9 protein-coding genes are annotated in these 12,823 nt (G+C 45.2%); 2 read left to right on the top strand and 7 right to left on the bottom strand.

Annotation, left to right across the window (positions count from 1 at the left end; all coding sequences use genetic code 11):
• Window positions 1–90: 90 nt before the first annotated feature.
• The gene (gene fusA / locus KHN78_RS11095) at window positions 91–2,178 is read right to left on the bottom strand and encodes an elongation factor G (RefSeq protein ID WP_211916060.1); all 2,088 of its coding nucleotides are present in this window, start codon (window positions 2,176–2,178) and stop codon (window positions 91–93) included.
• A 202-nt stretch (window positions 2,179–2,380) separates the two neighbouring features.
• The gene (gene radA, locus KHN78_RS11090; protein ID WP_128810291.1) at window positions 2,381–3,760 is read right to left on the bottom strand and encodes a DNA repair protein RadA; all 1,380 of its coding nucleotides are present in this window, start codon (window positions 3,758–3,760) and stop codon (window positions 2,381–2,383) included.
• 149 nt (window positions 3,761–3,909) lie between these two features.
• Here radA and KHN78_RS11085 point away from each other — a divergent pair, with 149 nt between their 5' ends.
• A complete protein-coding gene (locus KHN78_RS11085) occupies window positions 3,910–6,258 on the top strand; it encodes a PilZ domain-containing protein (protein WP_211916059.1) in 2,349 nt (782 codons plus the stop codon).
• 91 nt (window positions 6,259–6,349) lie between these two features.
• Here KHN78_RS11085 and serB read toward each other — a convergent pair whose 3' ends face one another.
• On the bottom strand, window positions 6,350–7,330 hold the full coding sequence (serB, locus tag KHN78_RS11080; RefSeq protein WP_211916058.1) for a phosphoserine phosphatase: 981 nt from the start codon (window positions 7,328–7,330) through the stop codon (window positions 6,350–6,352).
• A gap of 90 nt (window positions 7,331–7,420) precedes the next feature.
• Between serB and KHN78_RS11075 the strand changes: the two genes are divergently transcribed.
• Entirely contained in the window at window positions 7,421–8,026 is a 606-nt protein-coding gene (locus KHN78_RS11075) for a YtjB family periplasmic protein (RefSeq protein WP_211916057.1), read from the top strand.
• Window positions 8,027–8,141: 115 nt separating this feature from the next.
• Here KHN78_RS11075 and deoD read toward each other — a convergent pair whose 3' ends face one another.
• The 4 genes from deoD to deoC all read right to left on the bottom strand — a co-directional run bounded on the left by deoD (window position 8,142) and on the right by deoC (window position 12,542).
• The gene (gene deoD / locus KHN78_RS11070; protein ID WP_128810288.1) at window positions 8,142–8,861 is read right to left on the bottom strand and encodes a purine-nucleoside phosphorylase; all 720 of its coding nucleotides are present in this window, start codon (window positions 8,859–8,861) and stop codon (window positions 8,142–8,144) included.
• Between the two features lie 187 nt (window positions 8,862–9,048).
• Window positions 9,049–10,269: a phosphopentomutase gene (locus KHN78_RS11065; protein ID WP_211916056.1), complete on the bottom strand. Its 1,221-nt coding sequence runs from the start codon at window positions 10,267–10,269 to the stop codon at window positions 9,049–9,051.
• Between the two features lie 68 nt (window positions 10,270–10,337).
• Window positions 10,338–11,666, bottom strand: a complete 1,329-nt coding sequence (gene deoA / locus KHN78_RS11060) for a thymidine phosphorylase (RefSeq protein WP_211916055.1) — start codon at window positions 11,664–11,666, stop codon at window positions 10,338–10,340.
• 99 nt (window positions 11,667–11,765) lie between these two features.
• Window positions 11,766–12,542, bottom strand: coding sequence for a deoxyribose-phosphate aldolase (gene deoC / locus KHN78_RS11055; RefSeq protein ID WP_211916054.1), 777 nt, complete (start codon window positions 12,540–12,542; stop codon window positions 11,766–11,768).
• Window positions 12,543–12,823 lie beyond the last annotated feature (281 nt).

The following is a 12,823-nucleotide window of genomic DNA, read 5'->3' as shown; positions in this document are numbered from 1 at the left end:
TATTGGTGCAGTGCGACTCATATTTCGATTTAAGATATGAAAAAGCCCCACACTAGGTGGGGCTTTGATATCTTAGAGTTAACTTAAGAATTACTTCTTAGCGTTACGCTCTTTAACTTCTGCAATCACTTGCTCAGCCACGTTGTTTGGACATGGGTTGTAGTGAGAGAATTCCATAGAGAATTGACCACGGCCAGAAGTCATAGTACGTAGAGTACCGATGTAACCGAACATTTCTGATAGAGGTACATCACCCTTGATACGTACGCCAGTAGTACCAGCTTGTTGGTCTTTGATCATACCACGACGACGGTTAAGGTCACCGATTACGTCACCAACGTGATCTTCTGGAGTGAACACGTCAACTTTCATGATTGGCTCAAGAAGTTGCGCGCCAGCTTTAGGCATAGACTGACGGAATGCGCCTTTAGCAGCGATTTCGTAAGCGATAGCTGAAGAGTCAACTGCGTGGAAGCCACCGTCGAATAGTTCAACTTCTACGTCTAGAGTTGGGAAGCCAGCTAGAACACCGTGGTCCATCATGCTAGCAAAACCTTTCTCAACTGCAGGCCAGAATTCTTTAGGTACGTTACCACCAACAACTGTTGATTTGAACGTGAAGCCTGAACCTTGCTCCCCTGGGCGGATGCGGTAGTCGATCTTACCGAACTGACCAGAACCACCAGACTGTTTCTTATGCGTGTAGCTATCTTCAACTGCTTGAGTGATAGTTTCACGGTAAGCTACCTGTGGAGCACCTACTTCTAGCTCAACGCCGTAAGTACGCTTCAGGATATCAACTTTGATGTCTAGGTGAAGTTCGCCCATACCTTTAAGGATGGTTTCGCCTGAATCTTCGTCAGTTTCAACTTGGAATGATGGATCTTCTGCAACCATTTTACCGATCGCGATACCCATTTTCTCAGAACCGTTCTTATCTTTAGGCTTAACAGCGATAGAGATTACTGGTTCTGGGAAGATCATTGGCTCAAGAGTACATTCGTGCTTAGGATCACATAGAGTGTGACCAGTCTTCACGTTCTTCATACCAACAACTGCGATGATGTCACCAGCTTGTGCTGAATCGATCTCGTTACGCTCGTTCGCGTGCATCTCAACCATACGGCCGATACGCTCAGTTTTACCAGTAGCTGAGTTAAGGATCGTGTCACCTTTCTTCATCTTACCAGCGTAGATACGGATGAACGTTAGTGCACCGAAGCGGTCGTCCATGATCTTGAACGCAAGCGCTTTTAGTGACTCGTCTGCAGATACAGTTGCAACTTCGCCAGTTGGCTCACCAGTTTCTGGGTTAGTTAGTGGTTGAGGATCTACTTCTGTTGGAGAAGGTAGGTAGTCAACTACTGCGTCAAGAATAAGTTGGATACCTTTGTTCTTGTACGCTGAACCACAGTAAGTTGGGAAGAATGCTAGGTCACGTGTACCTTTACGGATACAACGTTTGATGTCTTCTAGAGATGGCTCTTCGCCGTCCATGTAAGCCATCATTAGGTCATCGTCTTGCTCAACAGCAGTTTCGATTAGCATTTCACGGTATTCAGCAGCTTGGTCTACTAGATCAGCTGGAATATCTTGAACTTCGTAGTTCTCTGGAAGACCTGAGTCATCCCAGATGTAAGCTTTTTGGCTTAGTACGTCAACAACACCACAGAAGTCATCTTCGATACCGATTGGTAGAGTCATAACTAGTGGAGTAGCACCTAGAACGTTTTGTACTTGGTCAACAACTTTGAAGAAGTCAGCACCCATACGGTCTAGTTTGTTAACGAAGATTAGACGAGATACGTGAGACTCGTCCGCGTAACGCCAGTTAGTTTCAGACTGAGGCTCAACACCACCTGAACCACAGAATACACCGATACCACCGTCAAGTACTTTTAGAGAACGGTAAACTTCGATTGTGAAGTCAACGTGTCCAGGAGTATCGATGATGTTTAGGCGGTGATCGTTCCAGAAACAAGTAGTAGCAGCAGACTGGATTGTGATACCACGTTCAGCTTCCTGCTCCATGAAGTCAGTAGTAGTTGAACCGTCGTGAGTGTCACCGATCTTGTGGATTTTACCAGTTAGCTTAAGGATACGCTCTGTAGAGGTAGTTTTACCCGCGTCTACGTGAGCAAAAATACCAATGTTTCTGTATTTTGATAAATCAGTCATTGTCTTACTCTGTTAATAAGGTATAAAGTGCGCGCAGAGTATATCACATTCTGTCAAGACTGATACCCTCGCGTGCGGCTATGGATAAAAAATATTTAGCGGGGGAATCTACCCCAAAACAATAGCCAAGTGTAGTATTTTGCGGTGAAAAATCCCAGTTTTTCGCCATTCAACGATTATGAGTGCCTAACTTAATAGCAACTCACAACTCATCAAACGCTTCTATCGCCTCTGAGAGCTTCTTCACGCCATGAATCTGCATTCCTGGAATGCCACCTTTTGGCATGTTCGCCGCCGGAACTATCGCTTTCTTAAAGCCATGCTTAAAAGCTTCATTCAAACGTTCTTGACCACTTGGTACCGGACGAATCTCTCCCGCTAGGCCAACTTCACCAAAGACCACCACATCTTTTGGTAAAGGACGATCACGAAAACTGGATAATAGCGCCATAACTAATGCAAGGTCTGCACTGGTCTCGGTCACTTTTACGCCACCAACCACATTCACAAACACATCTTGATCGGCCATTTGCAGGCCGCCGTGCTTATGCAGTACCGCTAATAATAGTGACAGGCGGTTTTGTTCTAGGCCTACCGCAACTCGGCGAGGGTTCGCTAATTGAGAATAATCCACCAGCGCCTGAATTTCGACCAATAGTGGACGAGTCCCCTCCCAAACGACCATGACAGATGAACCCGATGTTTCTTCTTCTCCTCGAGAAAGGAAGATCGCCGATGGGTTACTGACTTCTTTTAAGCCCTGCCCTGTCATTGCAAATACACCCAACTCATTTACCGCACCAAAGCGGTTTTTGTGGCTGCGTAGCGTTCGGAATCGGCTGTCTGTTCCACCATCTAATAAAACGGAGCAGTCAATGATGTGTTCAAGTACTTTAGGACCCGCCAACGTACCATCTTTTGTTACGTGACCAACAATAAACACGGCAACATTATTCTGCTTTGCGTAACGCGTCAAAGCGGTTGCGGACTCACGGACCTGTGCGACACTCCCCGGAGAGGACTGAACGTCAGAAACATGCATAACCTGAATCGAGTCGATGACCATGATGCGTGGTTGTTCTTTCTCTGCTATCTGACAAATTTTATCGACATTGGTTTCTGACAGCATCTTTAGATGGTCTTTTGGTAAACCCAAACGAGAAGCTCGCATCGCAACTTGCTGGAGTGATTCCTCACCCGTGACATATAACGTTGGCATCTGTGACGATAATAAACACATCGTTTGCAGTAATAAGGTCGACTTACCTGCACCAGGACTACCACCAATCAAAATGGCCGCGCCAGGGACGACTCCGCCGCCAAGTACTCGGTCTAACTCTTTAAAGCCGCTGGTAAACCTAGGCACTTCTTGCAAGTCAATCTCAGACAACGTCTGCACTTTTGATTCGGTTGCAGAACCTGCATAGCCACTTAAGCGCTCATTGCGGGCAACGGTTGGAGACGCTGCAATTCGAACTTCAGTAATCGTGTTCCACGCGCCACACGCATTACATTGTCCCTGCCAACGTGGGAAGTCTGCGCCACAATCATTACAAACATACGCTCGTTTTGCTTTCGCCATGATGCCTCGATTTTAAACACTCAATATTTTCAACAAATGTGACCAAACACTGCTACGCCAGTGACTACCTAGTGATAACTATTGATATACTCAAGCTTTGCTAGGTTTAGCCGATACAAATTAAATAACGACATACTCTAACAGAAATCATGCAGCAATCTGAAATACTCTCGCTCGCTGAACGACTGATTCCCACTTACGGTGCCGATGACTTCGATTTCGTTCTCAGCCAAATTACAGAAGGCGAACCGCCATCAACAAAGTTACTGGTGAAAATGGAACTCAATCGTGTGATGGCTCCTTGCACCAAAAGCGTCGACCTTCGAGGCCGCGTGAATGGAGAGTGCCGTCAATATCTTTTAGATGGAATATCACACTGGCTAGATGACGTTGCATTCAATGCATATCATAAAAACCTTGAGAAATATGGTCGTTATACTGAGGGCATGTGGGAGTCGTTGATCAATACCCGCAATAGCTTTCGTCTACTCAGCCAAAACACGCATCAAAAAGAAGCCACGCAGCTCACCGATCCGGAAAGCCCATTTTTGGCTGAGCCTATCCATTTAGGCTATGACTTAAAACGACAAGAAAAACGCTTAAAAGTACAATCTCAAGTCGAAATTACTCGCCAAAAAGGTCAGCTGGTCCACGCGCTAAGTATTGATTTGTCTTGTTCTGGGGCAAAATTCAAAGTCCCAAGCGCATTTAAATACAACTTGGGCGAAGTCATCCAAGTCACGTTCACGGAGTTCGCCAGCAAATCACAGATTTCCGGCCTTGAGGAGCCTCTCTCGTATCGAGTTCTTGCGGTTGATGACTGCTATGAAAATAATGCGGTCCTCTATCTTAGAACCATCCGACTAACCGAAACCAAAATCATCGAACGAGTGATCGATGAAGCTCTCAATAGCACGGCAAAACGTATACGACATGATAATCAAGACAAGATTATTCGCGCTCGTACACGTGGCTATGAACATATGGCCCTCAAGCACACCAGCAATCTACCGCTGTTTTTTGAGGGTACTGAATTAAAGCTGGCAATGCTCACGCCAAACAACCAACAACTCTGGCAGTACTGGCATGACGAGCGTAATCAACAAGTATTAGGCTCTCTGTTTAATCAGCAAAGAATGTCTGATCTCATTCGCCAAGGCGCAAAAGGGACGACAAACGTCCTTTACTCATTTACGCATGAGCATAATGATAAAACGTATTTCTACTCGATGCTTCGACCAGAAGCCACACGAGAGCAACGTCAATTATTTTGGCACCTAGGGGCTAAAAGGCCAAGTTGGCGAGCGTTCCGCCTCTCAATCTTCGAGCTTTCTGAGCAAGAAAAAAACGATATTGCTACGCTCTCCGTTGAGTTTAACTGCTGCTCACAATCGCTTTCACATATCGGAATTTTGCAAGAGATCGCAGATAACGAGTCTGCGCAAGATTATTTACTCACTGAGAAACCAAGACTGGCAGCAAATACACTCAACGCATTTCGACACCCACGTAAAATCATTGGTTCACCAAAGGGGATTTACTTCGATGCAAAATCACGAAGAAAAGAGCCTCGCTACCGATTTAAAACGCCACTCGTTTTGAAATCTAACCAAGCAAAATTGGGCGGATATACCAAAGATCTTTCCAAGCGAGGGCTTAACATCCACTTGGATGAGCCCATGTTGCTGCGCGTAGGCGAAGAAGTGCTGATCAATTTTAGAGAACTGCAACTGTACGACAAGCAGCTACCTCTTTCTGCAGTGCCATACAAAGTAGTGCGTGTCAGTCCTGATGGCCATGATGTGCAACTCATGATCGATGAATACAGTAAAACCATGCGAGTCATTGCTTTCTTTAATCGCATCATTGAACACAATCAAGATAAGTTGTTACCTCAAAAAGAGATATTGCCTACTAACTCACTGCTTGAGCGGTTGCATAGTGTTTTGCTCTCTAGAACATTAACGACTCCGGTGTTTATTACCAAGAGTGCGGTTTCTTCGGTGAAAACCCCAATCATTGGTGTCAACTTCCCGCTACCAAAACACATCGCGTTATACGCACGACTTGGACATAATCAGCAATTTTCACTGGATCCTTTATTTAAAGGGCGATCCAGTACTCTCATCGCCGAGCCAATCAAGCGAATCGATGGCGCAAGAGCCAAGCATCAGGATATTTACACACGGGTTTCTAAAGTTGGCGATACGATCACGGAAGTCGAATCAAAGTTACCTCAAGAGTTTGAGAGTATAAAAGAGCGCATCAACTTTATTAAGAAAGCACGCATGATGGGCGAGTTCTATGCGATACGAGTCTCAACTGCTCCCATTTTTGACCCAATGACTTCAATGCTACAACGAGATTTGAATGAGTTAATACAACTTGGTGTCCATCAGGCCAGCAAACTCGAAAAAGAGCTAACCGCATTGATTGGGTACTGTGAGTTTGAAGATATTACTGAAGAAGTGGTTGTTAGGTTGGAGTTGACCGATTAACGATTCATCTCAAAGAATAAGACAATCTAACGCAATAAAAACACCGCTGGACTTGGCGGTGTTTTTCCATCGAAATATTCATTGCTGAATATTATGGCTTCGGTTTCCAGCTAATTTTTTGCTGTTTCACGAGTGCGCCAGAAAGAATACACAACACACCACCAAGCCCAGCAAACCGAACCGATGCTTGAGCTTGCGCTTCAACTTTTGCTTTCGCGTGATAAGCAATGCCTAGTCCAGCAGCGGACATCATCACCAAATCATTCGCGCCATCACCCACCGCAACAGTATTGTGCAACTCAATGTCATACTCTTCTGCTAATTCCACCAAAATGTCGGCCTTGGTTTGCGCAGCAACGACGTCGCCAAGCACTTCCCCCGTCAATTTGCCATCGACAATTTCCAGTTGGTTGGATTGTGCAAAATCCAGTCCCACTTTGTCTTTAATAAAGTCGGAGAAGTAAGTAAAACCACCAGAAGCAATCGCCGTCTTCCAACCCAATGCATTGAAGGTGGTAATTAACGCTTCGAAGTCTGGCATGAATGGCAGTTGGCTTCGTACCTGCTCAAGAATCGCTTCATCAGCCCCTTTCAGTTTACCAACGCGCTGACGTAAACTTTGTTCAAAGTCTAGCTCACCTTGCATGGCTCGTTCGGTGACTTCGGCGACTTCTTCACCCACACCAGCAAGTTTGGCGATTTCATCAATGCACTCAATTTGAATTGCCGTAGAGTCCATATCAAACACAATCAGGCCCGGTGACGACAAATCAGGAACTTCGTTAAGATCGGCATAATCGATCTCTAATCCCTGAAGAATGGTTTCATGCTCCGATGTTAAGCTTCCTGCCATCAAAGCAACTTCGTACTGCCCGACTTTCCACATATCTAATATAGGGTTATAACAGCCCGTGAAAAAATCAATATCATCAAAATGACGAGGCGATAGAAACTCAGCAAACACAATCCAAGTCGCTTTTGACTTATCCAGCTGTGTTGCAAAGCGCGTTTCGGGGAATCGATTTAAAAGTGTGGTATGCCTTTTGATTGGCAAGCTTTTTGGCGCGTCCATGTATATAATCCCTTATGACTTTGCTAAAACGTTACCTTAACAAGCTAAAAAGGCAAGTCTTTGTTTTATTTTGAATGGACGAGTCAACGCATGAGTGAATCCTTGTTCTCCGCTAGGAACGCCCTACGAATTCTAGCGTTAATCCTACTCGGGTTAATGCTGTTCTTTACTATCAAAAACAGTGTCGTAATAAGTAAAGGCAATGAGAAAATTCAAGCGCAGCAACTTGAAACCCTGACAAGAGTACTGATTTCACAGGCCTCTTTGTCAGCTAGTGAAATGATCGTAAACAAAGATCAGGAACGCCTGCTCGCTTTAACCAATCAGTTGGCTCAAGATAGATTAGTATTTGATGCCACGATTTATAGTGCGCAAGGTGTGCGTTTGGCATCCAGCGAAGAAGCGCTTTCTGTAAGAGAAGTACTAGGGCTTGATACCCCACTAGCCACGGCTTCAATTGGTCGCCAACAATTGGTCGAGCCGGTTTTATCCGATGGCACAATCATTGGGTATGTGCGAGTGACCTTTGAAACTGGTCGTGTCACCGCGATTTCTGATCACCACTACCGTAAAAGCGATCGTTACATGTACATGATGGTACTAATGAGTTTTGCGTGTGGCATGTTGTTCATTATGCTTTTGCGTAGAGAGCCAATTCGCCGTAAAAAAGGTGAAAACCTACTTTTGACCAAATAGTAGTGCAATACAGAACTGATTACTTTGTTTCGAATAAAAAACTACTTTGTTTCGGATAAAAAACAGCCCGCAAGATGCGGGCTGTTTTATTTAATAAATACGTTAACGGAGAAGATTACTCTTCATCACCTAGCAGTACAGAGTCAAGTGCAATCAACATCATATCGTTAAACGTGTTTTGACGCTCTTCTGATGTCGTTTGCTCACCTGTTTTGATGTGGTCAGAAACAGTACAGATTGTCAGCGCTTTCGCGCCATATTCTGCTGCAACGCCATAGATGCCAGCCGCTTCCATTTCAACACCTACAATTCCGTACTTGTCCATTACGTCGAACATTTCTGGATCTGGCGTGTAGAATAGTTCAGCTGAGAATAGGTTGCCGACTTTTACGTCTACGCCGCGCGCTTTTGCTGCTTCTTCTGCTGCACGAACCATTTTGTAGTCAGCGATTGCTGCAAAGTCATGACCTTTAAAGCGAATGCGGTTCACTTTAGAGTCTGTACATGCGCCCATACCAATAACAACATCACGTACTTTGATGTCTTCGTTTACTGCGCCACAGCTACCGACACGGATCACTTTCTTCACACCGAAATCTTTGATCAGCTCAGTCACGTAGATTGAACATGATGGGATACCCATACCATGGCCCATTACAGAGATCTTACGGCCTTTGTAAGTACCTGTGTAACCAAACATATTACGAACATCACATACTTGAACAACATCATCTAAGAAAGTTTCAGCGATGTATTTTGCACGTAGCGGGTCGCCTGGCATTAGAACGACGTCTGCGAAAGCACCCATTTCTGCGTTGATATGTGGAGTTGCCATGTTTTATTCCTTAACCTGTCTCTAGCGTTCCCCTCTAATGGAGGAATGGACTAGATTGATATGATTTTGACAAGCAGTATTCCAATACCTATCTAGATAAGTAAATAATCCAATTATTTAGATAGGTTTAGTACTGCGAACATAAAACTAGGAGCAATCATGCTCCCAGTTTTCAATAGCTTATTTATTATAGAAAGTTCTTACCGTATTCCATTGGAGAAGTACCGAAGTACGTTGCCAATGTTTGACCGATATCCGCAAAACTGTCACGGCGACCCAATGAGCCCGCTGGCACTTTCTTACCATAAACAATCACTGGAATATGTTCACGAGTATGGTCAGTACCTGGCCATGTTGGATCACAACCGTGGTCAGCCGTTAGGATAAGCACATCGTCTTCTTCCATAATATCCAGCACTTCGTTGATGCGACCATCGAAGTACTCAAGTGCCGCTGCGTAGCCCGCTACGTCACGACGGTGACCGTAAGCTGAGTCGAAATCTACAAAGTTAGTGAATACGATGGTGTTGTCACCCGCTTCTTTAATTTGCTCTAGCGTTGCTTCGAACAATGCAGGGATGCCAGTTGCTTTCACTTTCTTAGTGATACCACAGTTTGCGTAAATATCTGCGATCTTACCGATAGAAACAACGTTACCTTGCTTTTCTTCCACAAGTTTTTGTAGAACCGTAGTTGATGGCGGCTCAACAGAAAGGTCACGACGGTTACCAGTACGCTCAAATTGACCTTTACCAGCACCAACAAATGGACGCGCAATGACACGACCGATGTTGTAATCTTCTAGCTCTTCACGTGCAATTTGGCAAAGCTCTAGCAGACGATCTAGACCGAAAGTCTCTTCGTGACATGCGATTTGAAATACAGAATCCGCTGACGTGTAGAAAATTGGTAGACCGGTCTTCATGTGCTCTTCACCAAGATCGTCAAGAACTTGAGTACCAGATGCATGGCAGTTACCTAGGAAACCGTCAAGACCCGCGCGCTCAAGGATGCGGTCAGTCAGCTCTTTCGGGAAGCTGTTCGCTTTGTCCGTGAAGTAGCCCCAATCAAACAATACAGGCACACCCGCAATTTCCCAGTGACCAGACGGCGTGTCTTTGCCTGAAGAAAGCTCTGCTGCATGACCGTAAGCACCGATGATTTCAGCGTCTGCATCTAGGCCAGGTGCAAAACGACCGGTTGACTCTTTGTGCGCCATTGCCAGACCTAATTTAGATAGGTTTGGAAGACAAAGTGCGCCTTTACGTTTGTCGTTATTTGCTAAGCCTTGCTCACACTGGTCAGCAATATGACCTAGCGTGTCTGAACCTACATCACCGAATTGCTTCGCATCTGCAGCTGCGCCGATGCCGAATGAGTCTAGTACTAAAATAAATGCTCTTTTCATTGCTCGTTCCTTAGGCCCACTCGGCGTCTAATTATGGTTGAGTAGGCCTTGTATCATTACTTATTCGATTAAAGATCTTCTGCACGGATTTGACGGTAAACCTCTGGAGTTGGTGTGTACTCACCCCCTACAGTGATTGCACTACGAAGTGCTTTTGCTGCTTCTGCCCATTGCTCTTCAGTGCGAGCATGGATAATCGCAAGAGGTTTGTCACTGTCTGCTACTTCACCTAAACGAATGAAGTTGTCAAAACCAACCGCGTAGTCGATTTCGTCTGTTGCTACACGACGACCGCCACCCATAGAAACCACAGCCATACCAATAGCACGCGTATCCATTGCTGAAACGATGCCGGTTTCTGTTGCGTATACAGGCTTAATAATTTCTGCTTTTTCTAGATAGTTATCGTAGTTTTCAACGAAATCTGCAGGACCACCAAGTCCAGCAACCATCTTGCCAAAACATTCTGCCGCTTTACCGTTATCAAGCACTTCCATTAGCTTCGCACGTGCGTCTTCTGTGTTCTCAGCAAGTTTGCCAAGTACTAACATTTCAGCACATGAAGCCATGGTTACTTCAAGTAGACGAGGGTTACGGTATTCACCTGTAAGGAAACGAACCGCCTCGCGTACCTCTACTGCGTTACCAGCAGAAGAAGCCAGCACTTGGTTCATGTCTGTTAGGATAGCGGTTGTGGTTGTACCTGCACCATTTGCTACCGCAACGATAGATTTTGCTAGCTCTTCAGACGCTTCGTAAGTTGGCATAAATGCACCAGAACCTACTTTTACATCCATCACTAGAGATTCAAGACCTGCAGCAAGCTTCTTCGATAAAATCGACGCCGTGATCAGTGATATGTTGTCTACTGTCGCTGTAATATCGCGAGTAGCGTAAACGCGCTTATCTGCAGGAGCAAGATCACCCGTTTGACCAATGATCGCTACACCTGCGTCTTTAGTTACTTGACCAAACACGTCGTTTGTCGGCGTAATGTTGTAGCCTGGAATAGACTCAAGCTTATCCAGCGTACCGCCAGTGTGGCCAAGACCACGACCAGAGATCATAGGTACGAAACCGCCACATGCCGCTACCATTGGACCAAGCATGAGAGAAGTGACGTCACCCACACCACCAGTAGAGTGCTTATCGACAATTGGACCACCAAAGTTCATGTGGCTCCAATCGATAACCATACCTGAATCACGCATTGCACACGTTAGTGCGATACGCTCTGGCATCGTCATTTCATTGAAGAAGATTGTCATAGCAAATGCGGCGATCTGACCTTCAGATACACTGTTGTTTGCTACGCCTTGAATGAAGAAGTTGATTTCGTCGGCTGTTAGAACTTCGCCGTCACGTTTTTTACGGATAATTTCTTGTGGTAAATACATTAGTGCCTCCCCAAGCTCATTATGAGCCATGGAAAAAGTAGGATAGAAGAGGATTGGTAGCACCAAAGCTGGTGCTACCGTTCAGACGTATTGTTGGAATTAGTACGCTGCTGGATCAGCGACTTCGTCCGATACTTCTAATGTATTAAGTAGGTTTGTTAGCAGGCTAGACGCACCGAAACGGTAGTGACGAGCATCAACCCAGTTGTCACCAAGGATTTCGTCAGCCATTGCTAGGTATGCAGCTGCATCTTCAGCAGTGCGCACACCACCTGCTGGTTTGAAACCAACAGTTTCTGCAACACCCATGTCACGAATCACTTCAAGCATCATACGAGCGTATTCTGGTGTTGCGTTTACTGGCACTTTACCAGTTGAAGTTTTAATGAAGTCAGCACCCGCTTCGATACAGATTTGAGATGCTTTCTTGATTAGTGCTTCTTCTTTAAGTTCACCCGTTTCGATGATCACTTTAAGAAGGATATCACCACAAGCTTCTTTACATTGCTTAACAAGTTCGAAGCCCACTTTCTCATCACCCGCCATTAGAGCACGGTATGGGAAAACTACGTCTACTTCATCTGCACCGTAAGCAACTGCTGCTTTTGTTTCAGCCACTGCGATTTCGATGTCGTCGTTACCGTGTGGGAAGTTCGTTACGGTTGCAATACGAACATCTGGTGTACCTTGCTCACGAAGTGTCTTCTTAGCAATAGGAATAAAGCGAGGGTAAATACAGATTGCAGCTGTGTTACCTACCGCTGATTTCGCGTCATGACATAGTGCGATCACTTTTGCATCAGTGTCGTCATCATTTAGCGTAGTTAGGTCCATTAGTTTAAGTGCACGTAGCGCTGCTGCTTTTAAATCGCTCATTTCTATCTCCGATCAATATTCAAAAAATTCACTGCTTAACCTCACATCAACTCTCTAACTATAATCAAGAAGCAGACAGTGTGTGAAAATTTGGTTAATCAGTCTATTAATGAACGGACTTGGTTCCTTGAAGACTCGGCATAGTCAGCGAAAATCATATGCCAATTGCTATCCTTGTCACCGCACAGTACCAGTTTGGCCTATGGCACAACAATCTATGATTGCGGTGTCTTTAATATCACATCACACAGTAAAACGCTTCTAAGATGTGACATTGAAGG

The sequence above is a fragment of the Vibrio sp. B1REV9 genome, assembly GCF_905175395.2.
GTDB lineage: Bacteria > Pseudomonadota > Gammaproteobacteria > Enterobacterales > Vibrionaceae > Vibrio > Vibrio alfacsensis.
This window is presented reverse-complemented; position numbering and strand designations above follow the sequence as displayed.

Bases quoted from the DNA above. Each gene is read 5' to 3' on its own strand.
- fusA (WP_211916060.1), bottom strand. From the start codon at position 2,178: ATGACTGATTTATCAAAATACAGAAACATTGGTATTTTTGCTCACGTA.
- radA (WP_128810291.1), bottom strand. From the start codon at position 3,760: ATGGCGAAAGCAAAACGAGCGTATGTTTGTAATGATTGTGGCGCAGAC.
- KHN78_RS11085 (WP_211916059.1), top strand. From the start codon at position 3,910: ATGCAGCAATCTGAAATACTCTCGCTCGCTGAACGACTGATTCCCACT.
- serB (WP_211916058.1), bottom strand. From the start codon at position 7,330: ATGGACGCGCCAAAAAGCTTGCCAATCAAAAGGCATACCACACTTTTA.
- KHN78_RS11075 (WP_211916057.1), top strand. From the start codon at position 7,421: ATGAGTGAATCCTTGTTCTCCGCTAGGAACGCCCTACGAATTCTAGCG.
- deoD (WP_128810288.1), bottom strand. From the start codon at position 8,861: ATGGCAACTCCACATATCAACGCAGAAATGGGTGCTTTCGCAGACGTC.
- KHN78_RS11065 (WP_211916056.1), bottom strand. From the start codon at position 10,269: ATGAAAAGAGCATTTATTTTAGTACTAGACTCATTCGGCATCGGCGCA.
- deoA (WP_211916055.1), bottom strand. From the start codon at position 11,666: ATGTATTTACCACAAGAAATTATCCGTAAAAAACGTGACGGCGAAGTT.
- deoC (WP_211916054.1), bottom strand. From the start codon at position 12,542: ATGAGCGATTTAAAAGCAGCAGCGCTACGTGCACTTAAACTAATGGAC.